General features: G+C 47.5%; 20 protein-coding genes. 9 read left to right on the top strand and 11 right to left on the bottom strand.

The window, feature by feature from the left end; all coding sequences use genetic code 11:
- Positions 1 to 217: 217 nt before the first annotated feature.
- The gene (locus ACU37H_RS06775) at positions 218 to 5,092 is read left to right on the top strand and encodes a translocation/assembly module TamB domain-containing protein (protein ID WP_472702293.1); all 4,875 of its coding nucleotides are present in this window, start codon (positions 218 to 220) and stop codon (positions 5,090 to 5,092) included.
- A 6-nt stretch (positions 5,093 to 5,098) separates the two neighbouring features.
- On the opposite strand, the gene ACU37H_RS06770 is transcribed toward ACU37H_RS06775, so the two are convergent.
- The 3 genes from ACU37H_RS06770 to ACU37H_RS06760 all read right to left on the bottom strand — a co-directional run bounded on the left by ACU37H_RS06770 (position 5,099) and on the right by ACU37H_RS06760 (position 7,830).
- Entirely contained in the window at positions 5,099 to 5,956 is an 858-nt protein-coding gene (locus ACU37H_RS06770) for an endonuclease/exonuclease/phosphatase family protein (protein ID WP_472702294.1), read from the bottom strand.
- A gap of 221 nt (positions 5,957 to 6,177) precedes the next feature.
- Positions 6,178 to 6,549 (bottom strand): iron chaperone, encoded by a 372-nt coding sequence (locus tag ACU37H_RS06765; RefSeq protein WP_472702295.1) that lies wholly within the window; start codon positions 6,547 to 6,549, stop codon positions 6,178 to 6,180.
- Between the two features lie 81 nt (positions 6,550 to 6,630).
- A complete protein-coding gene (locus tag ACU37H_RS06760; protein ID WP_472702296.1) occupies positions 6,631 to 7,830 on the bottom strand; it encodes a bifunctional 3,4-dihydroxy-2-butanone-4-phosphate synthase/GTP cyclohydrolase II in 1,200 nt (399 codons plus the stop codon).
- 319 nt (positions 7,831 to 8,149) lie between these two features.
- Between ACU37H_RS06760 and ACU37H_RS06755 the strand changes: the two genes are divergently transcribed.
- From ACU37H_RS06755 to ACU37H_RS06735, 5 genes are all read left to right on the top strand, one after another.
- Positions 8,150 to 8,665, top strand: coding sequence for an RNA polymerase sigma-70 factor (locus ACU37H_RS06755; RefSeq protein WP_494407592.1), 516 nt, complete (start codon positions 8,150 to 8,152; stop codon positions 8,663 to 8,665).
- A 16-nt stretch (positions 8,666 to 8,681) separates the two neighbouring features.
- A complete protein-coding gene (locus tag ACU37H_RS06750; RefSeq protein ID WP_472702298.1) occupies positions 8,682 to 9,755 on the top strand; it encodes a FecR family protein in 1,074 nt (357 codons plus the stop codon).
- 156 nt (positions 9,756 to 9,911) lie between these two features.
- Positions 9,912 to 13,394, top strand: coding sequence for a SusC/RagA family TonB-linked outer membrane protein (locus ACU37H_RS06745; RefSeq protein WP_472702299.1), 3,483 nt, complete (start codon positions 9,912 to 9,914; stop codon positions 13,392 to 13,394).
- Positions 13,395 to 13,412: 18 nt separating this feature from the next.
- A complete protein-coding gene (locus ACU37H_RS06740; protein WP_472702300.1) occupies positions 13,413 to 15,173 on the top strand; it encodes a RagB/SusD family nutrient uptake outer membrane protein in 1,761 nt (586 codons plus the stop codon).
- A gap of 217 nt (positions 15,174 to 15,390) precedes the next feature.
- Positions 15,391 to 18,225 carry an NPCBM/NEW2 domain-containing protein gene (locus ACU37H_RS06735; protein WP_472702301.1) on the top strand — a complete coding sequence of 945 codons (2,835 nt, stop codon included), beginning with the start codon at positions 15,391 to 15,393 and terminating at the stop codon, positions 18,223 to 18,225.
- A gap of 20 nt (positions 18,226 to 18,245) precedes the next feature.
- Here ACU37H_RS06735 and ACU37H_RS06730 read toward each other — a convergent pair whose 3' ends face one another.
- Positions 18,246 to 18,755: a hypothetical protein gene (locus ACU37H_RS06730; RefSeq protein WP_472702302.1), complete on the bottom strand. Its 510-nt coding sequence runs from the start codon at positions 18,753 to 18,755 to the stop codon at positions 18,246 to 18,248.
- Positions 18,756 to 18,857: 102 nt separating this feature from the next.
- The gene (locus ACU37H_RS06725; RefSeq protein ID WP_472702303.1) at positions 18,858 to 19,652 is read right to left on the bottom strand and encodes a (Fe-S)-binding protein; all 795 of its coding nucleotides are present in this window, start codon (positions 19,650 to 19,652) and stop codon (positions 18,858 to 18,860) included.
- A 105-nt stretch (positions 19,653 to 19,757) separates the two neighbouring features.
- Between ACU37H_RS06725 and ACU37H_RS06720 the strand changes: the two genes are divergently transcribed.
- Positions 19,758 to 20,795: a hypothetical protein gene (locus ACU37H_RS06720; RefSeq protein WP_472702304.1), complete on the top strand. Its 1,038-nt coding sequence runs from the start codon at positions 19,758 to 19,760 to the stop codon at positions 20,793 to 20,795.
- Between the two features lie 11 nt (positions 20,796 to 20,806).
- Here ACU37H_RS06720 and ACU37H_RS06715 read toward each other — a convergent pair whose 3' ends face one another.
- Genes ACU37H_RS06715 through ACU37H_RS06700 form a run of 4 tightly spaced genes read right to left on the bottom strand, consistent with a single transcriptional unit; the run spans position 20,807 to position 22,037 of the window.
- Positions 20,807 to 20,962 carry a hypothetical protein gene (locus ACU37H_RS06715; RefSeq protein ID WP_472702305.1) on the bottom strand — a complete coding sequence of 52 codons (156 nt, stop codon included), beginning with the start codon at positions 20,960 to 20,962 and terminating at the stop codon, positions 20,807 to 20,809.
- A gap of 56 nt (positions 20,963 to 21,018) precedes the next feature.
- Positions 21,019 to 21,402: a type II toxin-antitoxin system VapC family toxin gene (locus ACU37H_RS06710; RefSeq protein WP_472702306.1), complete on the bottom strand. Its 384-nt coding sequence runs from the start codon at positions 21,400 to 21,402 to the stop codon at positions 21,019 to 21,021.
- The gene (locus tag ACU37H_RS06705) at positions 21,387 to 21,602 is read right to left on the bottom strand and encodes a hypothetical protein (RefSeq protein WP_472702307.1); all 216 of its coding nucleotides are present in this window, start codon (positions 21,600 to 21,602) and stop codon (positions 21,387 to 21,389) included. Before ACU37H_RS06705 ends, ACU37H_RS06710 begins: the two co-directional genes overlap by 16 nt.
- Before the next feature lie 18 nt (positions 21,603 to 21,620).
- A complete protein-coding gene (locus ACU37H_RS06700) occupies positions 21,621 to 22,037 on the bottom strand; it encodes a hypothetical protein (protein WP_472702308.1) in 417 nt (138 codons plus the stop codon).
- A gap of 211 nt (positions 22,038 to 22,248) precedes the next feature.
- On the opposite strand from ACU37H_RS06700, the gene ACU37H_RS06695 reads away from it, so the two are divergent.
- Both ACU37H_RS06695 and ACU37H_RS06690 read left to right on the top strand, forming a co-directional pair.
- Positions 22,249 to 23,922, top strand: coding sequence for a glutamine--tRNA ligase/YqeY domain fusion protein (locus ACU37H_RS06695; RefSeq protein ID WP_472702309.1), 1,674 nt, complete (start codon positions 22,249 to 22,251; stop codon positions 23,920 to 23,922).
- Positions 23,923 to 23,961: 39 nt separating this feature from the next.
- The gene (locus ACU37H_RS06690) at positions 23,962 to 24,675 is read left to right on the top strand and encodes a DUF421 domain-containing protein (RefSeq protein ID WP_472702310.1); all 714 of its coding nucleotides are present in this window, start codon (positions 23,962 to 23,964) and stop codon (positions 24,673 to 24,675) included.
- A 139-nt stretch (positions 24,676 to 24,814) separates the two neighbouring features.
- On the opposite strand, the gene ACU37H_RS06685 is transcribed toward ACU37H_RS06690, so the two are convergent.
- On the bottom strand, positions 24,815 to 25,528 hold the full coding sequence (locus ACU37H_RS06685) for a DUF4625 domain-containing protein (RefSeq protein ID WP_472702311.1): 714 nt from the start codon (positions 25,526 to 25,528) through the stop codon (positions 24,815 to 24,817).
- Positions 25,529 to 25,561: 33 nt separating this feature from the next.
- Positions 25,562 to 26,047, bottom strand: coding sequence for a DUF4625 domain-containing protein (locus ACU37H_RS06680; RefSeq protein ID WP_472702312.1), 486 nt, complete (start codon positions 26,045 to 26,047; stop codon positions 25,562 to 25,564).
- Positions 26,048 to 26,066 lie beyond the last annotated feature (19 nt).

The raw sequence follows: 26,066 nt of genomic DNA, 5'->3' as shown, positions 1-26,066 counted from the left end.
CCACTCCCTGCATTGGCCAGGAATACGATTAAAAGGTCCGGCCCTGCACATTAATTTCTCTGAGCACCGGATAAAAATATAAAATTAACAGTTAGATATGTCCGAAATTTGCCCATCGAACGCTAATAAATTACTTTTACAAATATTTTAGAACAGCCTTTTCCTGAAGAAATTTCGAAAAATATCACTCATTGTCGTAGCGTCAATCATCCTGTTGGTGACGACCCTTTGGCTGCTTATTCAAATGCCGCCGGTGCAAAACTGGCTGATCGACAAAGTGACCTCCCGCCTGTCTAAAGATCTCCGCGCAAAAATAGACATCAGGCATGTGGATTTTTCCCTGTTTGACAAGATGAACCTGCAAGGGGTGCTCGTCCAGGACCAGCGGCAAGACACCATCCTGAGCGCCGGAGAGATCACCGTGAATGTAACAGACTGGTTCTTTTTCAAGAAAGATATCGAACTCAAATATATTGGTCTCCGCGATGCGTATGTGCATTTGCAGCGAAGCGATTCTGTGTGGCGCCACCAGTTTATACTCGATTACTTTTCTACCCCGGCCAGTCCTAAAAAGAAAAAGAGTACCATCAACCTGGCCTTGCGCGAGATCGATCTGAAAAATGTTTTCGTCAAACAGCAGGACGGCTGGATCGGGCAGGATATGACCATTTCGCTGGCATCGCTGAACACGGTTTCAAGGAATGTCGATTTTAAGAAACGGGTGATAGAAGTCAATTCACTCAATGTCAATCAGCCCTACTTTGCATTGCGCAATTACGATGGACGGCGGCCACCCCGGGTAGACACGGCTGTTCCGAAGCCGATCGTGACTGATACGAGCAATATTGATGTGAACGATAACAAGTGGAAAATCATGGTCACCCACCTGAAGCTTAGAAACGGCACATTCAAGAATGACAATGATTCCCGTCCGTTAGACACCTCGGCGTTTGATGGAAAGCATATCGAGTTTTCAAGTATTTATGGCGACTTCAGGAATGTTAAGTGGGAGATGGACACCGTGTCTGCCTCTATAAAATTGAGCACAAAAGAGCGAAGTGGTTTTGAAGTGAAGCACCTCATCGCGGATGCGAAGTTTACGCCACAGGAGATGACCTTCGATAACCTCGACATCCGGACCAATGACAGCCATCTGTCCAATTACTTCAGTATGCGCTTTGACCGGTTTAGCGACATGAGCGATTTTGAAGAAAAAGTGAGGATGGAAGGGCATTTTGATAACACCGAAATCAACAGCGACGATATAGCTTATTTCGCACCCGACCTGAAAACCTGGAAGAAGCGGATCAGGATCAGTGGACTGGTCAAAGGCCCGGTGGCCTCGCTGATCGGCAAGAACCTGGACATCAGGGCAGGAGCCAATACTTATTTCCTGGGCGATGCCAACATTACCGGCCTGCCAGAGATCAACAGTACCTATCTTGATATCAAGGCCAACGAATTCAAAACCGTGTATGCGGATGCCATTGCCTTTATCCCGCCGCTGAAGCGGATTACAACGCCGGATCTCAGCAAGCTGGGCTATGTAGTATTTACCGGCAACTTCGCAGGATTTATCAAAGACTTTGTGACTTATGGTACCATTCAAACCGGCCTGGGCACGGTAAAGGCAGATATCAATCTGAAACTTCAAAACGCCGCCTATCCGGTCTATTCCGGAACGGTGTCGACGCAGGGACTTAATCTCGGGCCGTTGTTGAGAAACCAAGACCTGGGCTATGTCAGTATGAATGCTACGCTCAAAGGTGCCGGATTCAGACCGAACAGTGGGACCATTGCGCTGGATGCGAGGATCCGGTATATCGACTACAAAAAGTACCGGTACCAGAACATTACGCTGGACGGCGAGTTGAACAAAAGGATCTTTGACGGATCTGCGATTATCAATGATCCGAACGCTAGGTTAAACCTCAATGGGATGGTCAACTTTGGCCAGAAGATCCCTGAATTCAACTTTTTGGCGAATATTGACACGCTCAATCTGTTTAATACCAAACTTTTCAGGGAGGATATCGGGTTCAGCGGCAGGGTCAATGCCGAGTTTGCGGGCAATACGATCGATGACTTCCTGGGTTCCGCCAATATTATGCAAGCCTCGCTGACGCGTAACGGGTATCCCTTGTCTTTCGATTCGCTGGCCATCAGCTCTACCTTGTCTGACAGTACGGGCAACAAGCATTTGAACATCGCCTCCAATGAATTCAGCGTAGACATAGACGGTCTGTTCAATATAAGGGACCTGCCTAACTCAGTAACAGCTTTTCTCAGCCGCTATTATCCTGCCTATATCAAGACGCCGCAGCAAAACGTTCCCAAGCAGTCATTCACGTTCGACATCCGGACGAACAGCTTCAATGAGTTTGCAACGATTATAGACAGTAGTTTGCAAGGATTCGACAACAGCCGCATTTCAGGCAGCATCAACTCCAATCTCAATACTTTATCGCTGGATGTCAATGTGCCGTTTTTTCAATACAAGCAATTCAGCTTCTCGAATACTGATATTGACGCGGCAGGCACTTACGATAGTCTTACCCTTTACGGCAGCGTATCCAACATAGGTATAACGGATAGTTTGCAGATACCTCTCGCAACCTTTAATATCCGTGCGCATAACGACGTGTCTGAAGTAAGCATTTTCACCGGTACCGGCAGCAGCCAGACCGTCGATCAGGCCCGGTTAAATGCTATTGTTACAACCTACAGTAATGGCGTCGGCATCCAGTTCAATCCTTCCAGCTTTATGATCAATGGTAAAACCTGGAGCATTGATGACAAGGGCGTGCTGGAATTCAGGAAGAATGCGCCGACGCATGGTTTGCTCGTATTGCGCGAAAGCACACAGGAGATACGGATCGAAACGATGCCTTCTGATGTTGGCAGCTGGAACGACGCGGCGATCACGTTGAAGAACATCAACCTGGGCGATATCGGTCCCTACCTGATGCCGCGCAATCGCCTGGAAGGCCTGGTAGATGCACATGTATTGATCGAGAATCCCGGCAAGACCATGAAGATCAGCTCGCGCGATTTTGTAGGACGCGGCATCCGGCTGGATAATGATTCCATTGGCGATCTGGGTGCCACCATTATTTTTGATATGCTCACCCGGGAATTGATGGTGAATGGAAAGACTTTAGGATCTGAAGATAAGAGCCTGGCTTATGACGTGCATCTGTTCCTGCAGGACCAGGAAACGCAGGCTAATAACGTTATTTCTCTGAAGCCCAATCACTTTGACCTCAAATATGTAGATCGCTTCCTGAACTCCCTGTTTTCCAACCTGAGCGGGGACATTACGGGCGACTTCCAGGTAAAGGGGCCATTAGATGCGCTGACCGTCGTCGGGAAAGGGCGACTACACAATGCAGGGTTGATGGTGAAGTTTACGCAATGTTATTATAAGGTAGAAGACAGGGACATTGAATTAACGGAGAACGAAATTAATTTGAATGGTATCGTGCTGAAAGACACGATCACCGGTAATCCAGTGTATTTGCGGGGCGGTATTCTGCACAACGCGTTCAAGGATATGTTCTTCGATATTACGGTATCCACCCGGAAACCAGGCACCCGCGACGCGCGCAACAACCTTCCTGTACAGGTGCTTAACACCACTTTCGGGGATAACAAGGTTTTTTATGGTAATGTAAAAGCAACCGGTTCCTTTGTATTGGTAGGTCCGGAGAATAACAGTTATATGAAGATCGATGCCATTGCTTCAGACGATGAGGAGAGTTCTTTTACAATCGCCTCTGCCGACAGCTATGCCGGCAAAATGCCTGAATGGCTGGTCGAAAGAAAATATGGCGAAGAAGTGACCGACAGCCTGGTGAATGCCAATGCAGGCCAATCGAACATGACCTATGAGCTCGACGTGACCGCCAATCCGAAAGTGTTGATGAAATTCGTGATGGACGATCTCACAGGTGACCAGATCTTTGGCCGCGGCTCAGGCACCCTCAATATCCGGTCGGGTACTACCGAACCATTGGCCATCAAAGGAAGGTTTGATATTGAAGAAGGAACATATAACTACACTTTTAAATCGTTCTTCCCTAAACCATTCGAGATCATCAAAGGCACTGAAAATTATATTTCCTGGACAGGCGATCCGCTGAAAGCCAATATCAATATCCAGGCAAGGTATAAGGCCGAACGGGTGAGCTTCGCACCGCTGGCAGGTGTAAATATCGATCAGAGTTATGCTAATACGCGGGAGAATGTGTATGTGTATGCAACGTTGACGGGACAACTGTTTCAGCCGGAATTTAAGTTTGAGCTGCAGTTAGATCCGAACAGCCGCTACAACAATGACTTCAACGTGACCAATGCGTTGCAGCAAATCGAACGAAGCCAGACCGAAGTGACGCGGCAGGTGACTTACCTGATCGTATTCAACAGCTTCGCACCTCCGCAAACCGGTGTGTCCAATATCGGTATCGGGGCTGCGGTAAACGAGTTGACCTACAATACGATTTCCAGTTTGTCGGGACTGCTTTTCAATGAGGTGAATAAAAAGCTGAATTCTGCACTGGCATCCCTGTTAGGGCATGATGTCCGGTTAAGCTTTAGTGGGTCGGTATATAACCGGAATATATTCGGCGCGGCTTCCAATAATTTCAATATCAACCAGGCCAATGTCAGCGGCGCTTTGCTGGTACCGTTGTTCCAGGATCGGTTTGTGATCTCGTTAGGTAGCTCGCTCGAAGTACCACTTCAGTCTACGCTGCAACAAACGGTACAGTTCCTGCCGGATGTGACGGCAGAATGGCTGCTGAATGCCAGCGGTACGATCCGGTTGAATCTGTTTTACAGAGAAAACCTTGATTACCTTACCACGTCCAGCACCGGGGCTGCCAAGCTAAAGCGAACCGGGGGCGGTATTTCATTTAAGCGCGAGTTCAACACATTGCGTGAATTGTTTTCCAATGTTAGAAAACGTGCCGAAAGAGAATCTCAAAGAAACCTGCCGGCGCCGGTGGACTCGACTCATTCTGTTGCACCGGTAACCACCGAAAAAAAAGAGGATAGCCTTATTCCTAAGACTATCCCCGATATAGAAAATTAACTGCGGTTATTTTTTCAGCGTGACCGCCGCTACCACCGGAAAATGATCGGACGGGAATTTTCCAAAATAAGTATCCGTCAGGATGCCCCACTTTGAAGCTTTCCATTGTTTGGTTAAGAAGATATGATCGATCACTTCAGTGGTCGTAAATTCCTTTTTATAACCGTTGAAAGAGCTGTTGTTTTCGTAAGGATATTTCACATCGTGATAGCTATCCCTGATAATCGAAGACCTGGCCAGTAATTGATAAGGCTCCGATTTTCTATCGGCATTAAAATCGCCGGTCAGGATTGCCGGAGCGCCTTTCGAGATCTCACTGATCTTTTGCAGCATTAGTTTACTGCTCTCTTGCCGCGCCACTTTTCCCTGGTGATCGAAGTGCACATTGAAAAAGTAGAATTTGGCTTTGGACTTTTTATCCTGGAGATATACCCAGGAACAAATGCGGTTACAGCAGGTAGCGTCCCAGCCCAGTCCAGGTTTGTCAGGCGTTTCAGACAACCAGAAGTCACCGGAAGCGAGTAATTGAAAGCGGTCTTTTTTATAGAAAACAGCTGAATGTTCTCCTTTATCGCTGCCATCGTCCCGTCCCTTTCCATAACGCGCATAGCCAGGTAAGGCTTTAACAAGATCTTCCAATTGATGCGGCAGCGCTTCCTGTGTGCCAAACAAATCAAAATCATGAAAGCGGATCAGGTTGGCAACCACCGCCTTGCGGTCCTGCCACAAATTGCCGATATCATTCTTATTATCGAATCGCAGATTGTACGACGCCACCGTGTAGGTTTGTGCGCTCGTGCTCAGGGCCGCTAGAAAAACAAAGCTGCCAACTAATGTGATCAGAAATCCTCTTTTTAAATGCATAGAAAAAATTTTAAGATAGCGGGTGACTACAGGTAAAAGGGCGGGTCTCCCGGAAATGGGACCGAAGATAATAACTTATACTTAATGAGGAGGAAAGACGGAGGTCGGAGGTCAGAAGTCGAAGTTCGAAGTTGGAGGTCGGGAAGTTGGGGGGGGGAAGGTAGGGATCTGAAAAGGTGTAGTAAAGACTGCCGGAACGCGCACGACTACATAGCTGCTGGTCAGGATTTTTTCTTTGCAGCTGCTTTTTCCTCGTTTTCTTTCAGGCGGAAAGTGACGATCCGTTGAATCAGGCGGATGGGTAAGGGTTGATGTAAAGGAAACTGGACAGTGCCTTTGCCACCCTTATACTGCTTTAATTCTTCTTCAAAGTCTTTGTGCCCGCGGGGCGCAGGATAGAGGCTGGTGTGTTTCTTATATCCCGAATAATAAATAAAAAATTTCCCATTTTGCTTAAATCCGCCGATACCATAGCTGATGCCTTCTTCAGCTTGCGGAGCCGCTTTCCTGATGGCAGAACGAATTTGATTCACGGCGTCGCGCGCCTCTTCCGGGATGGAAGCCAGGTAGTCGTTGAGTGTGGTAGTTGCCATTGGCGGTTGAGTTTTTGAGTGCGCAAATGATAATGCGGGAGCTTAGGGCCGGCTGTCATCAACCTCACTGTCATCTGTCAACTAAAACTCATGCCCCAGCTTTTCCCTTTTCGTACTCAGGTACCTGGCATTATGTTCATTCGGAGAGATGACAATCGGAACGTTTTCTACTATCTCCAACCCGTAACCCACCAGGCCGACGCGTTTCCTGGGGTTATTGCTCATCAGTCTTAGCTTCGTCGCGTTCAGGTGGCGCAGGATCTGTGCGCCAACGCCGTAATCCCGTTCATCCATCTGAAAGCCCAGGTGGAGGTTGGCTTCCACGGTATCCATTCCTTCTTCCTGCAGCTTGTAGGCCTTCAATTTATTCATCAGCCCGATGCCGCGGCCTTCCTGGTTCATGTATAAGATGATGCCTTTGCCTTCCTGCTGCACCATTCTCATTGCGGTATGCAGTTGATCGCCGCAATCGCAGCGCAGGCTGCCTAAGATATCCCCCGTAAAGCAGGACGAATGCACCCTGGTCAATACCGGTTCATCCTTGCTCCATTCGCCTTTGATCAGGGCCAGGTGTTCGTTATTGCTGTTCTTATCTCTAAAAGCCACTAAGGTAAAGTCGCCATAATTAGTGGGCATTTGCACGCGCACCACTTCCTCTATCAATGAGTCTCGTTTCAGGCGGTATTCGATCAGCTCCTGTATGGATATGATCTTAAGGTCAAATTTTTTAGCCACTTTCAGCAGGTCCGGAAGCCGCGCCATGCTGCCATCTTCGTTCATCACTTCTACCAATACACTTCCATAAGGATAAGGAAACCCGGCAAGCCGCGCCAGGTCTGTAGCGGCTTCGGTATGGCCTACACGGCGCAATACACCGCCTTTTTTAGAGCGTAGCGGAAAAACGTGTCCCGGGCGACCGAGGTCTGCGGGGTTGGTAAAAGGATTGTTCAGTGCTTCGATCGTTTTGGCCCGGTCGTGAGCCGAAATACCGGTGGTACAGCCATGACCCAGCAGGTCGACAGAAACGGTAAAGGCTGTTTCATGCAGCGCGGTGTTATTGGTCACCATCAGCTCCAGCCCCAACTCATCACAACGGTCTTCCGGCAGGGGAGCGCAAATGAGGCCGCGGCCATGGGTGGCCATGAAATTCACCATTTCCGGTGTAATAGCTCCGGCAGCCGCAATGAAGTCTCCTTCATTTTCCCTGTCTTCATCATCTACCGCAATCACCATTTTCCCCTGGCGAATCGCTTCAATCGCACTTTCTATCGAATCAAGCATGTAATTAATTTTCGCAAAGTTAAACAATTGAAAGCTAAGCGGCCGACACCATGCAGCCGGTCCGGCTTATGCTTGTTGTATAAATACTGGTAGTAATAACAAGCAGCCGATATTTTTGTTCTCCGCCGCTTTTGAAAACTGTTCAGACTGCCATTCTTCAGGGGCGGATTGATGAAAAAAATGATATATGTATTTTTAGGGGATTTTCCATCCGCGTGTATCCACTAATATATAAGGACTTCTTTCGTCTGATTTAACCGGGTACGACTTGCTACAACACGAGATTAAAATACAAATACTTGTAGAACAAATAGCTGTATTGAATGACAAAGGTTCATTCGAAACCCTGTTCCATCTATATTATAAAAAGCTGATGAGGTTTGCACGGTCAATAGTAAAGGACGAACAGGCGTCGGAAGAGGTCGTGTCCGATGTTTTTATCAACCTGTGGAGCAACAGAACGCGTTTGATTGAGATAGAAAACCTGAATAGTTATCTCTACGTTTCCACCAGGAATATTGCGGTCCGCTATAGCACCGTCCTGCAAAAAGCGCCGAAACACCCGATCGAGGAGATCGAAATCGCCCCGCAGGAGTACAGCCACACGCCGGAGCAGATCCTCCTTAATAAAGAGCTGGCCAGCCGGTATGAAGATGCGATACAAAGTCTTCCGGCCAGATGCCGCACCATCTACCGGCTGGCGAAGCAGGAAGGGCTCCGGTATAAGGAAATAGCGGCTATCCTCAACATATCTATTAAAACGATTGACGCGCAGCTCGCTATAGCGGTAAAAAGGATAACGCAGTCTGTACGCTATAAATACAAGGCTCTTTAACTATCAAATAGAAATCATGTCCCAATCAAGATTATGGCAATTGGCCTCGAGGAGATTGACGCAGGATATTACCCTGGAAGAATTGGAGGAATATGAGCAATTGTTAAGGCAATATCCGGAATTGACATCTCAGTTGGAATTGCATCACCAGTTTTTTATGAACCGGCCGGCGGATCTTAAAGATGCTGAGACAGAAGCGGCGTGGCAGCGTCAGCTTGAAAAATTACAACGCCATTTTCCGGAAGAGTTTATTTCAACCGCTTTCCTCACAAACACATCAGCCAATCGGCCCTGGAAAAAAATCACGCTTGCTGCCAGTGTGCTCGTATGTCTTTCATTGATAGGATATCTTTTTCTCCGGCCACCACACAAAGCGGAGCAAAAGTTTGCTGACAGGGCTTCTGAAACAAGCGCGACTGCCAGGCGCGACGTCCTGTTGCCGGACGGATCCAAAGTGATCTTAAATGAAAACAGCCATATCTCCTTGAGCAAAGGTTTTGGCATCGATAACAGGGCCGTTGTTTTGGACGGAGAAGCGTTCTTCGATGTGGCGCATGATGCCACCCTGCCTTTTACAGTACAGGCAAGATCAGTAAGAATCAAAGTACTAGGTACCACGTTCAACATCAGGGCTTATGCAGATGAGCAGGAAGTTCAGACTTCTTTGATCAAAGGTCGGCTTGAGGTGACCGATAAAAATCAACAGGAGGTAAAGTTATTGCTGAAGCCTAATGAGAAAATATCCATTCCTGTACAATCAGCTGATGACGAGGAAGCATCAGGCCTGGCGATAGACTTTCCCTATAAGATGGAAACGCTTCAGGCAGAAGCCAGGAGTGGCATTATCCCCGAAACAGCGTGGATCGAAAATAAGTTAGTGTTCAATAGTGAACCTCTCAGGCTCGTCGCCGAAAGGATGGAGAAGTGGTATGATGTCACTATCACCGTTAAAGACGGCGATCTGGCCAATGAAAAATTCAGTGGTGTGTTTGAAAACGAAACAGTCACGGAAGCTTTAACTGCTTTGCAATTCACCTTTCCATTTCACTTTGAAGAGACCAGGAAGAACAGCTTTGTTATCAGTAAATAGCCACAAAAAGGAGGTGCGGGAACACCTCCGATTGCGGTAACAGGCAGATCAGATATCTACTATTACTCACTTTAAAAACCAGTGCAAGTTATGCAAAAAATCAAACCTGAAACGGACTGTTTATGGCTGCGGCCTGTCCGAAAATTTTTATTAGTTATGAAGCTGGTAACTGTATTGTTAGTTATTTGTATGCAGGCTGCTGCAACCGGCCACTCGCAGGAAACGGTCACGGTTTCGGTGAGAGACGCAAGCATCATCGATGTATTAGACCTCATCCGGAAACAAACCGATTACCGGTTTGTGTATCATGACAAAGTGAAGCTGAAAAAAGGCGGTATCAATCTGAAGGTTTCCAATGCTTCAGTGCATTCCGTTTTAGAAATGGTGTTTCGAAATTCAGGCTATGCTTATTCCTTATTAAATGACAGGCTGGTGGGTATTACAGAAGCTGCACCGAAAGCAAGGCCTATTACAGGACAGGTCACGAATGCAAAAGGGGAGCCTTTGGCCGGAGTGTCCGTGCAAGTGAAAAACAGCAAACTAGGGACGATAACGGACGCTAAAGGTCAGTTCGCACTGGATGTGCCCGACGGGTCTGTCCTGATCGTCTCGGCAGTCGGATACATCGCCAAAGAAATAGCGGTTGGCAATGATAACGCTTTTGACATTTTGCTGGAAGTCCAGGAAACACCAATGGATGAAGTTGTCGTTGTAGCCTACGGATCCGAATCAAGGCAGACACAAACTTCTGCCGTATCCAGCATTAAAGCATCTGAAATAGCGAACATCCCTACAGCGCAGCTGTCAACCAGTCTGGCTGGACGGCTGCCCGGTGCGCAGATCGTTCAGAACTCCGGGTTTGTAGGAGGGGGAGCCTCCATATCTATTCGCGGCTCAAAAACGCCCCCGCTTTATGTAATTGATAATATAGTCACCGACAAGTCCCAGTTCGATGTACTGGATCCGGGCGAGGTGGAGTCGGTAAGTATACTAAAAGATGCGGCGGCAGCGGCCATTTACGGAGCCCGGGCTGCCGGTGGGGTAGTGGTAGTAAAAACACGGTCTGGTAAAAAAGGAAAAGTTCTGGTAAATTACCGGGGCATTTTATCCACCAGCCGCACGACAAAGCCGCTACAGGACTGGACACCTGTAGAGGAGCTGATATTCAGGAATGCCGTGGCCAAAAACAACAATATTGCCAGTGCGACGCCTGATCCCAACTTCCAGGTACCCTTCAATCAGGAAGCGTTGGATTATGCCAAAACGATCCAGCCACAAAGTGTCAACGATATTCTTTGGAGAAATCCTTTTGCACAACAACACAGCCTCGATGTATCCGGCGGCAGCGACAATGTAACCTACTTTTTCTCCGGCAATTACAGCAAGAACAAAGGAAGCTATGAAAATACCAGCTTTGATAAATATACTTTAAGGTCGAAGGTAGACGCAAAGATCTCCGAAAATCTAACGATCGGCTCCAATCTGAGTTACAACAGGCGCTACACCGACCGTTTCTACTGGCCTTACGACGGTGACAACGGTGAAGGCTTCACGGTGGCTGACTTTTACCGGCCTACATTCAATCTGTCAAGGTTGTATCCCTTCTACGCAAAAGCGGATGGAACGCCCACCACGGCCGATGATCCTGATGGTTTTCCCACCATTCAACCCGGATGGGGATTTAATCCGGCTCAAATTGTGAATTCTGTCAATTACAGGCACATCCTTTACAACACCTTTAATGCCATTGTAACAGCAGAGCTGAAAATACCGCAGGTAAAAGGGCTTTCCATCAGGGTATTGGGCGATTACAGGCAGGACGCTTTCCTTATAAAAAATTTCATCGGAGAGTTTAATAAAAGTTACAGGGTGCAAACCGTAGGCACTTCCGGCGTGGATCTGCTAAAGCTGGCGCCATTAAAATTTGATGCCAATAACACAGTAACCAATAATCTTCGGGAGTCTTACACTTCCATTGACCAAAGTACTTACCTGGACGAACGTTATCAAACCAATGGGTTTATAGACTATTCCCGTTCTTTCGGTCATCACGATATCACCTCCTTTGTTGGGGTGGAGCAATACCAGTTTATGAGGAAAGCAATGACCGGCACGGCGGAAGATCTGCTTACGCCTAACATAGACCAAATACTGGCGGCCAACCCGGCGAGAGAGAGGAGGGACTTTAGCGGATCCGAACTGAACCAGGCGCGTCTTTCCTATTTTGGACGGGCAAAATACACTTATAACAATAAGTATATCGCAGAGTTCTCTTTCCGACAGGACGGATCTTACATTTTTGCCCAGGGCAAGCAATTTGGCTTCTTTCCCTCTGCATCTGCCGCCTGGGTAGTGAGCAAAGAAAATTTCTTCAATCTTAAACCTGTAAGTACGCTCAAAATAAGGGGTTCTTACGGAACAACAGGGTTTGATGGCGTGAATGGGCTCACCACGGCGATCGCTCCGTTTCAGTTTCAAAACAACTATAATATCCAAAACAATTTTGTTGGAAACGGGAATGGCGGCTATGTATTTGCCAACTCCAATCTCACGGGGCTCGCTCCTCAAAACGTAGTGCCCAACCCTGACATCACCTGGGCGCTTAATAAAACAATTAATGCCGGTATTGATATGGGCTTCTTCCAGGACGCCTTAAGTTTTTCTTTTGATTACTTCACCACCAGGCGCTCCCGGATATTGGTTCCCACAACAGAGGCGATTCCCGGCACATTCGGAACGGCGCTGCCTGCTTTAAATATAGGAGAGCAAAAAGCCAGGGGATTTGAATTGACTGCCAGCTATGCTAAATCAAAAGGTGATTTCAGTTATGCTGTAGGCTTTAATATGGGATACTCTATCGACGAATACGTAAGCTGGCCGCAGGCCGCCAATCTTCCCGCTTATCAAAACGTCATTGGCCGCCCCACCTCTGGCGTTGTCTACGGCTATATATCTAAAGGAATAGTCAAAGATCAATCTGTCATTGATGCGCTTCCTGCCGGATACACCCAGTTCAACAGGAAAGTCCAGTTAGGATATGTGCTGATCGAAGACATTAACGGCGACGCCTTTAAGCCAGGTGCGGATGGCAAAGTGGATGAAAATGACCGTACTGTTATTTCTGAAAACGCCGTACCCCGTCTGAATTTCGGCGCCCCCATCGACCTGCGCTGGAAGAACCTGGGATTGAATATTTTTTTACAGGGGGTTGGAAAGTACGACAAGTTTGTACAAACGCTCAATACCAGCATTGAAGATGGCCGTGGTTCAGGTGGCGTCTTCCAATTGACTGCGCGACCTTATTTCGAGTTGTGGACGGACGCTTACGACCCTGAGTTGAATCCCGGCGGAAAATACCCCAGCGCCAATGGAGCCTGGATGGATCCCGATCGCAATGGAGTGGCCACCACCTTCTGGATCAGGAACGGTGCTTATGTGAGAGTCAAAAATGTCAATCTTTCTTATTCCGTTCCGGCCAGGATTATTAATAAGGCCGGCCTGAAAGGATTGCAATTCAATTTTAACGCAACGAACCTTTTCACGCTAAGTGGCTTTAAAGAGCATGATCCGGAACAGTCATCACTGGATTCTTACCCACTGTTCAGAACCTATTCTTTTGGGCTTAATCTATCATTGTAATACCAAAATCTTATGTCAATGCAAATAAAAATATACAGAATTACAGGAATACTGCTACTGTCTTTACTGACCTTTTCCTGTAATAAAAACGTGCTGAATGTAGAAAACCTGAATGCTGTTGAGCCAAAGCTGACATGGACGGACCCCGCATTGGCCAATGCTTACCTGGCGAATTTATACAAACGCGTAATGCCTGCGGGTTGGCCAACCGTTAGCGGTGCCGTTTTTGGAGGGCTGGCGACAGATGAGTCGCGCGGTGTGATCAATAGCAACACGATACAGATCTCCAGCCACCCGTGGGCTTCAAGCTTTGAAGATCAGTATGTAGATATCCGGCAGATCAATATCCTGCTTCAGGAAATTGAAACAGGAACACTGGAGACGAGTACCAAAAATGAAATTGTAGGACAGGCTTTGTTTTTAAGAGCCTACAGTTATTTTTTGCTGGTGCGGGTCTATGGCGGTGTGCCTATTATTTTAAAGCCTCAGGACTTAACGGATGACTTGCAGGTGCTTCGCAATTCCACCGCTGAAGTGTTCGACGCGATTAATTCTGACTTAGATAAAGCCGCTACGTTGTTAAGCGGGAAGGCCTTCGCGGGTAATGATAAAGGCCGGATAGGCGCCGCTGCTATTGCCGCATTCAAGGGGCGTGTAGCGCTGTATAAGGCCAGCCCGCTTTTTAATCCGTCCAATCCTTATGGGAACAATTACTGGACCGCGGCGTATGACGCGAATCTTGCCGCTAAAAACTACTTAGATGCAGCTGGCTTCGGGCTAAACAACACTTATTCCGGTATATGGTCAATCAATAATGAAGGCAATCGCGAAGCCCTGTTGACTGTGAAGTTCACTGCACCCACAAAGACCGATGGCAGGAACGAAAGGGGTATCCGGCCGCTGTCTCAGGTGACCGGCGCCACAGGGGCCGATAATCCGGTGTGGTCATTGGTACAGGCTTATACCATGAAGGACGGATATGCACCGGGAAGCAGCCCAAACTATACCTACAATGAGCAGACTTTCTGGAAGAATCGTGATCCCCGTTTTGATGCAACGATCGTGTACAATGGTGTCATTTACGAAGTGGGAGGCCTTGCCGGCCGCCGTCAATATACCGACGATAAGCTCGCTGCCAAGGACGATGAATACAGTGTAGATCCGTTAGCCGGTGGAAGAACAGGCTTATACACCAGGAAAGGCAGCCAGTTGGATTTGCCGCGTACAGAAGCTACGCAAAGTGAGGTTGACTGGATTGAAATCCGTTATGCAGAAGTGTTGCTCAACCTGGCTGAAGCAGCGAACGAAACCGGCAAAACCGCTGAAGCTATCGAGCTGGTTAAAACGATCAGAAAAAGAGCCGGCATAGAAGCGGGGTCAGGAAATTACGGGATCGCCGCCACCAGCCGGGCCGATGTGAGAGCGCTGGTTTACCAGGAGCGGCTCATAGAATTTGTATTCGAAGGTCAGCGCTATTGGGATCTGGTTCGTTCCCGAACGCTCACTACACTGGATGCGAAAATAGAAAGAGGGGTAGCTGCAACCTTAAAAGCAGCCAATCTCCCTGTAGTCGGAGCAAAGAAAGACGCCTACGGCTATCTCCCGGAGGACTTCAGCTACGCCTTTGATCCGATCCTGAAAGCCACTGTAGACGCGGTTACGTTCAGCATTCCTGAAAAATTTTATTTCGCGCCCATATCCCTGGCGCAGATTCAGAAAAATCCGAAACTCGAGCAGAGCGTAGACTGGGGAGGCAAGTTCAATCCTACTTTAGAGTAAGCGTGCTGTCAGAACGTATCAAATCAACAATACCTCAAACGCGCATAACGCCCGAATCAAGCTATCCGGACAATGCGTGTTTGGGGGTATTCGATGTCCGCCCAATAGTGACAACAGGTCTGAGAGGAAGTCAGGTGGTGCTTGCAAGACGGTGCCATGATAGGTAACAACGCAGAAACGATTATATTTAAAGCCAAAATCAACTAAACGCTTCGTCATGTTCGAAATTCTTAAAAAATTAGGTTGTTCATTGGGTCTGGTCCTTGCTATCGGATGGGTGGCTCATGCGCAGGAAAAGACTGTTAACCTCGCCGATCTGCCTCTGAAAGGGCATACGCAGGAAATATTCAACCCTGTCGTAAACCGCGCAATGACCGGGGGTAGAATGCTTGTGGCCAACCGGACCTTTGACGAGGGTATCAGTGTGCACGCGCCTTTTTCTGCGACGGTGTATGTTGGTAAAAAGGCGACGAAATTCACTGGTATGGTAGGTGTGGATGATGGCCCGAAGCTATTATCGGAACAGGGAGCGCCTGACTCTGTAACGCGAACAGATGGACATAAGATTTTCTTTGTCACCGATAATGCCACCGGGGCGAAAAGCTTGCTGGGCGTGGGTTTAGGGTTAAGGCACATCAGTGCCGGCAGTATTGAACTAAGAATTTATGGCGACGGAAAGCCATTGTGGAGCAGCGGGTTGATAAGAGGAACTGATCAGGCGAAGCCGTTTTCCGTTGATATTTCCGGTGTTAACCTGTTGCAGCTAAAAGTAACCGACGGAGGTGACGATATCAGCGGCGACGTAGCCGATCTCGGATCACTTCGAATCACAACGTCCGATCCCTCGGTCGTGCAATTTATCGGTGAAGCAGATCGGGCAGCTTTGAGCCAGCCTGATGCCCGTGCCGCAAAAGCCATGATCCAGGCAGTCCGTAAGTACCCCTTGTATAAAAATGAAAAGGCAACCCATGACTGGTTGCTCCAAAAACCGCAAATCAAAGCGTCGGTGAGCAGAACGGCTCATGATCAACTCGTTTTAAGCAACGGACTCGTAAGCCGTACCATTACTGTGATTCCCAATGCCGCCACTACCAGCTTGAAAAACCTGGTAACGGGAGAGGAGTATATCCGCGCCGTCGAGCCCGAGGCGATTATCAAAATAGATCAGGAATCTTATAATGTGGGCGGACTGGCTGGCCAGATCAACAGGGGATATTTATTAGACAATTGGATCAGGCAAATGTATAGTGTGCCCGGTTCTTTCAGCTTAAGCCATTTTGAGGTCAAAGAATTGCAGCCTTCGATACGCTGGGACACCAGAAGATGGAGACCGGCAACCCAATGGAAACGATCCGGAAAAGAATTGATCCTGTCCTTTACGCATCCTGCAAAAGAAGGGGTCGTTGTAAAAATACATTACGCGATCTATGACAATTTGCCGTTACTATCGAAAAGTATATCCGTTGAAAACAACAGCGGAAAAGCGCTCGTTGTTAGTCATTTTACAGGAGAAATTATTGCTTATCCCGAAAAAGAAAATTATGTGGGCACCAGCCCGTCTGCCATCTGGAGCAGGCCCAACTTTTATATAGAAAACGATTATGCGTTTAAAGGCATGAGCTATGAAGAAAGTAATCAGGCGCTCAGCTGGGAAACCGATCCGGCTTATACTTCCCAGGTAAATTATGCCTTACAGACACCATGCATTGTAAAAAGCCAGCCTGCGATAGGTCCCGCACAAACCGTGGCCAATGGGCAGGCCTGGAGTAGCTTCACCACTTATGTCCTGGCGTTGGACGGAACAGATCGCGAAAGAAACACCTTGTCGCAGCGAAAAATGTATCGGACGGTCGCACCCTGGGTTACCGAAAACCCGATCTTCATGCATCTGAGGTCTACTGACGTCGACGTAGTAAAAACAGCCGTCGCGCAATGCGTTGCTACCGGTTATGAGATGATCATCCTGAGCTTCGGAAGCGGGTTAAATATGGAAGATCAGTCTGAAAGTAATCTGAAGAAATTTAAAGCAATGGCCGACTATGCGCATAGCAAAGGCATAGAAATCGGCGGTTATTCTCTTTTTTCCAGTCGCAAGATCGGACCCGAAACAGACGTGATCGATATAAAAACCGGTCAACCGGGAGGAGCTACTTTTATCAACGCCCCCTGCCTGGGCAGTGAATGGGGCATCAGTTATCTCAAAAAAATTAAACACTTCTTCGAATATACAGGGTTTGATTTGCTGGAGCACGATGGTCCTTATCCCGGTGATTTTTGTGCGTCAACAGCCCATCCTGGTCATAAAAATTACTACGATTCCCAGTGGAAGCAGTGGAAACAATCGGTCGACTTATATCAATGGTTGCGGGCCAAGGGTGTTTATATGAACACGCCTGATTTTTATATGCTAAGCGGTTCTAATAAAACCGGCATTGGTTACCGGGAATGGAACTGGTCGTTGCCCCGAGCGGAGCAAATTATTTTGGGCCGTCAAAATATTTATGATGGAACCTGGGCGCGCACCCCTTCGATGGGCTGGACCTTTGTGCCACTGGTAGAATACCAGGGCGGCGGCGCTGCGGCAACATTGGAGCCATTGTCCGAACACCTGAAAGAATATGCTGCCCATATGCAGCAAAACTACGGTAGCGGAGTACAAGCCTGTTACAGAGGCAGCAGGCTCTACGATACGGAAGCAACGAAAAAGCTGGTGCAGCATGAAATAGCGCACTACAAAAAATACCGGGATATCCTGAACGCAGATATCATTCACCTCCGCCGCCCCACCGGGCGCGATTGGGATGGTATTTTACATGCCGATCCGGAGCTGGAACAAAAAGGTTTTGCGATGCTGTATAATCCGCTGAATGAAGATGTCACTACCACCATTCAGTTGCCGGTGTATTACACAGGCATCAAAGGAGCGGCAAAAGTCAGTGTGGATGGGGCTCCGCCGAAAACGTACCGGATCGATCGGGAGCAAAAGATCACGATCTCAGTAACCATACCGGCACAGGGAAACACCTGGTTGATTTTGGAACAGGCGAAATAATGAATGGGTTCTGAAGGGCATCAAACAGGCATCGTTACCCGATCCTTCAACCAGCTATCTTTTAAAGGTACCAGCCACTGCGCTTCGAGCTCGGACTTATTAGCCACAAGGTTATTAAAATAGAGCGTGTCTCGTGTGATGAAGCCGTTATCCAGCGCATATTGCAGTTGCGCATAAGGCAACAGCTGGACCCGGTCTTTGATAACAAAAGCCAGGTTGGTGCGGTCAAAGAAGCTTACTCCATATGCCTGCTCAAGCGATTTGATAAACCGTACGGAACTGTCGGTGCTGCAACCGCTCACGCCTGCGTAGGTTTCGTCCGCTAATAATATCACAAACTGCCCGAAAAACAGGAATCCCGCCGCCTTCACATCTGCACCGTGGCTTTGCCACTGCTCTGTGAAATCATTGATCCTACCTTCTGCATCCAGCGCCTCGCCCATCGTCAGTAACCGGCTCGCCTGGTATACCCAAACGCGCGAAGCCGGGCTAAAATCGGCGGGTAACAATTCTTTATACTCCAGATTCATGATACAAAATTAGGCAATGATGGGGGTAGTTGAAAAGTTGACAGGTTGAAAAGTTAACCAGGGATCATCTTCGCAACACTTATCCGCTTGTAAACCTGGTAATTAACGCTCAGAAGGGCGTTCCAGGCTTTCTGCAATGATTTCAGCGATATCGAGGACTTTTACATCGCCCTCCTGTTCTGCATTCTTGACGCCATCAGTGATCATGGTATTGCAAAACGGGCAGGCCGAAGCAATATAGGAAGCCTGGGTGGCCAGCGCCTCTTCTGACCTTTCGATATTCACGCGCTTATCACCTTTCTCTTCTTCCTTAAACATCTGCGCGCCACCGGCGCCACAACACAAGCCCTTGCTGCGGCAGCGTTTCATTTCCACCAGCTCCATGTCCAGCGCTTCCAATACTTTGCGGGGTGCTTCGTAAATATCATTTGCGCGTCCGAGATAGCAACTGTCGTGATACGTAATCTTCTTTCCTTTAAAGCTGCCGCCCTCCTTAAGTCGAATTTTCCCTTCGTCGATCAGCTGCTGAAGGAAGGTCGTATGGTGGATCACCTCATAATGGCCGCCCAGCTCAGGATACTCATTTTTTAAGGTATTAAAACAATGAGGACAGGCTGTCACGATTTTCCTGATGTTGTAGTTATTCAATACCTGGATATTCTGGTAGGCCATCATCTGAAACATAAACTCGTTGCCTGCGCGCCGTGCGGGGTCGCCGGTGCAAGCTTCTTCTTTTCCCAGGATAGCATACTTTACGTTCACAGCGTCCAGGATGCTCGCAAAGGAACGGGTTATTTTTTGTGCGCGCTGGTCAAAACTGCCCGCACATCCCACCCAGAATAATATCTCGGGAGCTTCGCCACTGGCAGACATTTCGGCCATTGTAGGTACATGCATACGATCTTTATTTTTCTGGCATACAATTAATTAGAATGATGCCCGTTTATACCGGATAAAATTAATCTATTTTAACGCACCGGCTGGTATATTTGCCGATAATTCATGCGCATCAGGAAAATTTTTGAGAGGCTTTTCAATTGGGAGTTATGGAATTTTTATGTGTTTTACGCCCCGATTGTGCCGGTTTGGTTATGGTATTGCCTCAGGGGCCGCTCAGCGTGGTTTTTTACCGCTTCTAATCCGACCATTACTTTTGGCGGCTTTGAAGGAGAAGGGAAAAAAGAAATGTATGCGCTCTTACCGCCCGATATCGTTCCCCGAACTATTTATATCAATCCGGGCACTCCCTTTGAAGAAGTACGGCAAAACATTGTCTCGTCCCGTTTTGCTTATCCATTTGTGGTAAAACCGGAGATCGGCATGAAAGGCATCCTGTTCAGGATCATCGAGGACGAAGCACAACTGAAGCGCTACCACGAGCGTATGCCTGTGGAGTATATCGTCCAGGAAAAGATCGATCTGCCCCTTGAATTAAGTGTCTTCTATTACCGGTATCCCTGGGAACAGCAGGGCCGGGTATCCGGCTTCATCCATAAAGAGTTGTTGCAGGTAAAAGGGGATGGCCACAGCACGCTGCAAGAGCTGATCATGGGGCATCCCCGCGCCCGCCATCGCCTGGCAGAAATGGAGGCCATGCACAGTCACCGGTTTGACCGGGTGATACCGGCCGGGGAAACGTTTTACCTGTCCTTTGCAGGAAATCATAACCGCGGCGCTAAGTTTACCAACTTACAAAATGAGATTGATGCCGACCTGGTTCGCGTCTTTGACCGTATTAGCCAGCAGGCTGGGTTTTATTATGGACGGTACGACATCAAAGCCGCGTCCATCAAAGAGCTCAAGGCGGGCAGGCATTTTATGATCCTGGAGTACAACGGCGCAGGTGCGGAACCCAATCATATCTATGATTGTAATATGCCCATGCTGCAGGCATACAGAACTATCCTGGAACATTGGCACGCGCTGTATAAGATCAGTAAATATAATGCCCCCCAAACCGCCCGCTGGCCTTATAAAAAGGGCCGGGCATATTTGAAGGCAGCCCGGAGGCACTTTAATACGTTAGGAAAATTTGAATAAAAAGACGATAGTTAGCTGCCCCGCTGGGAGCCGGTGTTTTGCTGCTTGCTTACAAACGATGCCGATTGAGGCTTTTGAATGAATTTGGAATTTCCACCCTGTTTGTTACCGGTTTTTGCTTTAGCGTCCTTCTTTCCTTTTTTATTGTTCTGATTCAATAATGACATGACTTACAATTTTTTCTTTTTAAACAATCCGATGATCAAATTTAACAAAAGTTAATTTAAGCTCGATGCGGGTTCAATAGCTTAAGTCCTTGGATGCCGTTAAAGTCCTTTTCATTGTTCGTGACCAGCGTATAACCATAGGCTAATGCGGTTGAGGCAATAATGGCATCAGGTGTCTTTACCTTTTTAGCTTTCCGTATAAAAACACAATGTGCAATGATGTCTGTCGAGATGTTTAAAACAGAGCTGTCCTTGACAAATTCCTTTATGTTTCTGGCTGTTCCTTCGTCAGTAGACCAGCACAGCAATTCTATTTGAGTAATTACAGAGATATTAGGGACATTATTTATGATCGTATCCATAAACGCCATTCCACCTAAGGGAAAAGATGCGGATAAGTAATCAGACGCAGCATTGGTGTCAATCAGGTATTGTTCCATTCACTCCTCATTTGTTTAATGTGTTCGTTAAGGTCTTCACCTTTTTCTTTGCTAATAACTCCTCTGTATTTATCAGAAAGTTTGGTGTTCTCGGGAACGGAATGTTCTTTCAAAACTTTGATCAGATTCAACGTCTCCAACTCATGCAAAAGCCCGATGGCTTTTTGATTCGTTACCTGTATTAACATTGTATGATCCATGACGACTATTTTAAGTGCCTACACATTCTTTTTAAACAATCCGATGATCAAATTTAACGGATAAAGCAATTGAATGGTTGTTAATGTTGCCAGAACACCCACTATGGCATTTCCGACTTCTCCCGAAAGGACGGCCTTATTAAGCGGGTTGCTGGTATAAGCGTCTAACAGCTGGTTGCTCCAGAGCGCTGCCACCATGACAATGACCACGAGGGTCGCCGTCATGATAATATGCACTTTATACAGCTTTTCAGACCACATCCGTTTTAATGTAAACGTATAAAGCAGCCATACTACCGACAGATAAATAGCCGCAAACATAAAAATACGCGCAAAGCCGATCACCAGGGTCGTGTTATTGAGATGAATATCCAACGTCTTGCGGAGCGTCAAAAAGGCGGCGATAAAAAAGATCGCTGAGAGCAAAAGCAACATATTATGCAGGGGTTTGAAAAGCACCATCTTGCAAATCTAAGGCTGTCTGCACGAAAGCGGCGAAATCTGACCCGGAAGTCGCTGTGGTTTCGTCCGGAACCCAATTTTCCGGAAGATACCGGGTTCACAGAGCTGACCTTAATTCTCCGTTTCACGGTATCACGGGATGAAAAAATTGATGTAAGTTTGCTGTTACCCAAGAAAATATCATATGAGCGCAGATAAGCATGTGGAGGAAGAAAAAAGCCTCAATTTTTTAGAAGAAATAGTGGAAAATGATCTTTCAGCCGGGAAATACCAGTCAATTATGACGCGTTTTCCGCCTGAACCCAACGGATATTTACATATCGGCCACGCCAGTAGCATATGCCTCAATTTTGGCCTCACCCAGAAATATGGCGGCGGTACCAACCTCCGCTTCGATGATACCAACCCGGTGACGGAAGACACGGAATACGTGGACAGTATCAAAGAAGATATTAAATGGCTGGGTTTCGAGTGGGCCAATGAGCTGTACGCATCAGACTATTTCGAGACCTTATACGAATTTGCCGTAAAACTGATCGAAAAGGGCCTCGCTTATGTAGATGACAGCAGCAGCGAAGAAATTGCCGAACAAAAGGGAACACCTACACAAGCCGGCCGCCGAAACCAGTATGCAGAGCGCAGCGTAGCGGAGAACCTGCAACTGTTTGCAGATATGCGAGCGGGAAAATATAAGGACGGAGAGAAGGTGCTCCGTGCGAAAATAGACATGGCTTCGCCCAATATGCTGATGCGCGATCCGCTGTTATACCGGATCAAACATGCCCATCATCATCGCACCGGCGATGCCTGGTGTATCTATCCGATGTACGATTTTGCGCATGGACAAAGCGATTCACTGGAAGGCATTACGCATTCCATTTGTACCATGGAGTTTGTACCTCACCGCGAGGTGTATGACTGGCTTATCAATCAACTGGAAATATTCCCCTCCAGGCAGTATGAGTTTGCCAGGAGAAATCTCAGCCATACGGTTACCAGTAAACGTAAATTGCTGCAACTGGTCAATGAGAAATATGTGACCGGCTGGGACGATCCCCGTATGCCGACCATCGCCGGTTACCGGCGTCGCGGGTACACGCCCGAAAGCATCCGTGATTTTTGTGAGCGGATCGGCGTGGGGAAGCGGGACAATATGGTTGATGTAGGATTGCTGGAATTTTGCGCGCGGGAACATCTCAATAAAATCGCGTCCCGCAGGATGGTCGTGTTCGATCCGGTGAAAGTGGTCATCACCAATTATGATAAGGACAGCGAGACACTGATCGCCGAAAATAACCCGGAAGATAGTACGTCAGGAAGTCATCAGATCTCCTTTAGCAATGAGGTGCTTATTGAGCGCGATGATTTCATGGAAAACCCGCCAAAGAAATATTTCAGGCTGGCTCCCGGCCAGAAAGTGCGCCTGAAACATGCCTATATTATCCAATGTGATGAGGTAATAAAAGATGAGGCAGGTCATGTGACTGAACTTCGCTGTACGTATTTCCCTGAAAGCAAGAGTGGCGCGGACACGTCGGGTATCAACGTCAAAGGCACGCTTCACTGGGTCAACGCAAAAGATCATATCACAATCCAGGTCAATGAGTACGACCGGTTGTTTACCACGGAAGACCCGGCTAATGAAGAAGGTGCCTTCCAGTCATATATCAACCCTCAGTCGCTGACGGTTGTTTCAGAAGCTTTCGCAGAACCGGCGTTGGCAGATGCGACGCTGAATGAGCGGTTTCAGTTTTTGCGCAAGGGTTATTTTGTGTTAGACAAAGAAAGCCCGAAAGATAAACTGGTGTTTAATCGCACCGTGACTTTGAAAGATAGCTGGGCAAAACAGGGAAAATAATTTCGGTCAAAGATTTGATTCATTAGCTGGTTAAGAAAAATGGCCATCACTTTAAACCACCTCAATTTTATCGATGTGCAGGAATTTTTCCTGGGCAAAGATGGGTGGTTGTTCCTGCTGGAGGTGGTGGTTCGTTGCCTGATATCATTTCTCGTTGTTTTAATGGCCTTGCGGCTTACCGGCAAAAAGGGTGTTCGCCAATTAACCGTTTTTGAGCTTGTTATCATTTTAACATTGGGTTCCGCCGCCGGCGATATGGGTTTTTATAAAGATGTAGGCATACTTCCGGCGGTGCTCACCATTGTCAGTATCATTATTTTTTACCGGTTGGTGACCTATTTGTTGATCAAATCCGAAAAGTTTGAAAAGCTGGTAGAGGGCGAGCCGGTCACCATCATCGAAAATGGCCGGTACACCGAAGCGATGGTGAAAAATGAAAACATCTCGTTCGACGAGTTCTTTATGGAGCTGCGCCTGTCCGGCGTTGAGCATTTAGGACAGGTAAGGCTGGCTATACTGGAAGTGAACGGAGATGTCAGCGTATTCAAAAATCCCAAAGAGCTGATAAAGCCCGGGCTGCACATATTGCCTGATAAGATCAAAACCTTTTACACGCAATTTTTTCCCAAAGACGGTTTATATGCCTGTGTCTGCTGTGGTTATACCGCACCCATGCAGAAGGGTGATGTAGTAAGCTGTGCCAACTGCGGAAAGATCAAATGGTCAGAAGGCAGCGACGCGGAGTGGGTATAATGTTGTTCGCTTGCCGGATAAAAAAAATCCGGCGGGCATTATGAAAACCGCCGGATACATCAACGCTATTGATTACCTCTTGTGATGTCAGATAGAAAGCCTGAATGACTGATGGGATCAGCGTTTCAGGCGCCGCACCTTATTTATCAAAGTGCTCTTCAAATTCTCTTTCTTTTCCTGCCTGGTCTTTAACCAACAAATGAACATGGTAATGTCCTGCAGGCAGATCGCTCAGAGAAAAATGCTGGTGAAGGTGAAAGCTTGTTTTGCCTGTATAGTCACCGGTAACGGCATATTCTTTTTCTACACTACCGCCATGGATTTCCAGGGATATCGTAGCGATCTTATTCGGCGCTGCAATATCACCCTCGACGTGTAAATCAGCGTCCTGGCTGTCAAAAGCTACTTCATAATTAGTGATAGAAGGTAGAGTGGGATCTGCGGTAATCTTTAATTCCGATTCTACATCGGTGGTGTTACCGGCCTGATCAACGATGCTCAGGTGCAGGTGATAATCACCTGTAGCCGCATCTGCAGGAATGTCGATATGTTCATGAAACTCGGCGTTCTTACTTCCCGCATACTTGTCCGTGTAGGTCTTTTCAAATTTCCATCCCGAGCCTGACTCCGGATGAATTTCCAGTTTGACAGAAGCAATGGTTCCGGGCGCTATAATGGCTCCTTCAATATGCAGGTCAGCACCCGCATAAGCAGTTTTGCTGTTGTTTGTTCCGATCTCCAGATCAGTAACAGATGGCTTTACCACGATAGCGTCTTTTTTGTTACAGGAAGTCACTCCCGCAAAAAGCGCGGCAGCAAGTAAAAATTTGTTCAATGTTTGTTTTGTAATCATACTTGTTTTTTTAATAATGATGAGGTTAAATGGTTACTTGATTTTTATGCTTAGTCCTTTAATGGTCTGCCAGCCGGATTGATCCGTCACCCGTATAAGGAAATGATAATCGCCCGCTTCGATATTAGCGGGAACTTCAATCTCCTGCCGCGCGGTATACCCTGTTTGTCCCGGCGGGATGGGGATGTTCCTGATGAGTGTCCATGCGTTCACCGGGGTTTTCTTTGGATCAAGTCCGCAGTCCTGCACCTCTGTGCTGTGCGAGTGATGGTCAAAGTTGTGATGAACGTCCACGCTCAACGATCCCAGTTCCTTGTTGTCAGCAATAGGGATGACAGCGGTGAACTTTTGTCCACGCTGCAGTTCGCTGCACTGCTTGGGAAATGCCATAGCGGTAGTGACGTCGATCGTAGGATAATCGGTGTCAGCGATTTCTTTGTCTTTTTTCGAACAGGAAACGATGCCTGCCAGTAAACATGCGATCCATATTGCACTCCGGATTCTTTGTTGTTGTGTCATGTATATTTGTTTTATTTAT

It is taken from the genome of Niabella sp. ZPM-14, assembly GCF_055693045.2.
Note: the sequence above shows the minus strand (reverse complement) of the source record. Positions and strands in the feature narration are given on the sequence as shown.

Bases quoted from the DNA above. Each gene is read 5' to 3' on its own strand.
- ACU37H_RS06760 (WP_472702296.1), bottom strand. From the start codon at position 7,830: ATGCTTGATTCGATAGAAAGTGCGATTGAAGCGATTCGCCAGGGGAAA.
- ACU37H_RS06730 (WP_472702302.1), bottom strand. From the start codon at position 18,755: ATGAATCTGGAGTATAAAGAATTGTTACCCGCCGATTTTAGCCCGGCT.
- ACU37H_RS06710 (WP_472702306.1), bottom strand. From the start codon at position 21,402: ATGGAACAATACCTGATTGACACCAATGCTGCGTCTGATTACTTATCC.
- ACU37H_RS06715 (WP_472702305.1), bottom strand. From the start codon at position 20,962: ATGTCATTATTGAATCAGAACAATAAAAAAGGAAAGAAGGACGCTAAA.
- ACU37H_RS06720 (WP_472702304.1), top strand. From the start codon at position 19,758: ATGCGCATCAGGAAAATTTTTGAGAGGCTTTTCAATTGGGAGTTATGG.
- ACU37H_RS06740 (WP_472702300.1), top strand. From the start codon at position 13,413: ATGCAAATAAAAATATACAGAATTACAGGAATACTGCTACTGTCTTTA.
- ACU37H_RS06765 (WP_472702295.1), bottom strand. From the start codon at position 6,549: ATGGCAACTACCACACTCAACGACTACCTGGCTTCCATCCCGGAAGAG.
- ACU37H_RS06770 (WP_472702294.1), bottom strand. From the start codon at position 5,956: ATGCATTTAAAAAGAGGATTTCTGATCACATTAGTTGGCAGCTTTGTT.
- ACU37H_RS06725 (WP_472702303.1), bottom strand. From the start codon at position 19,652: ATGCATGTACCTACAATGGCCGAAATGTCTGCCAGTGGCGAAGCTCCC.
- ACU37H_RS06735 (WP_472702301.1), top strand. From the start codon at position 15,391: ATGTTCGAAATTCTTAAAAAATTAGGTTGTTCATTGGGTCTGGTCCTT.
- ACU37H_RS06680 (WP_472702312.1), bottom strand. From the start codon at position 26,047: ATGACACAACAACAAAGAATCCGGAGTGCAATATGGATCGCATGTTTA.
- ACU37H_RS06705 (WP_472702307.1), bottom strand. From the start codon at position 21,602: ATGGATCATACAATGTTAATACAGGTAACGAATCAAAAAGCCATCGGG.
- ACU37H_RS06690 (WP_472702310.1), top strand. From the start codon at position 23,962: ATGGCCATCACTTTAAACCACCTCAATTTTATCGATGTGCAGGAATTT.
- ACU37H_RS06750 (WP_472702298.1), top strand. From the start codon at position 8,682: ATGTCCCAATCAAGATTATGGCAATTGGCCTCGAGGAGATTGACGCAG.
- ACU37H_RS06700 (WP_472702308.1), bottom strand. From the start codon at position 22,037: ATGTTGCTTTTGCTCTCAGCGATCTTTTTTATCGCCGCCTTTTTGACG.
- ACU37H_RS06695 (WP_472702309.1), top strand. From the start codon at position 22,249: ATGAGCGCAGATAAGCATGTGGAGGAAGAAAAAAGCCTCAATTTTTTA.
- ACU37H_RS06685 (WP_472702311.1), bottom strand. From the start codon at position 25,528: ATGATTACAAAACAAACATTGAACAAATTTTTACTTGCTGCCGCGCTT.
- ACU37H_RS06745 (WP_472702299.1), top strand. From the start codon at position 9,912: ATGAAGCTGGTAACTGTATTGTTAGTTATTTGTATGCAGGCTGCTGCA.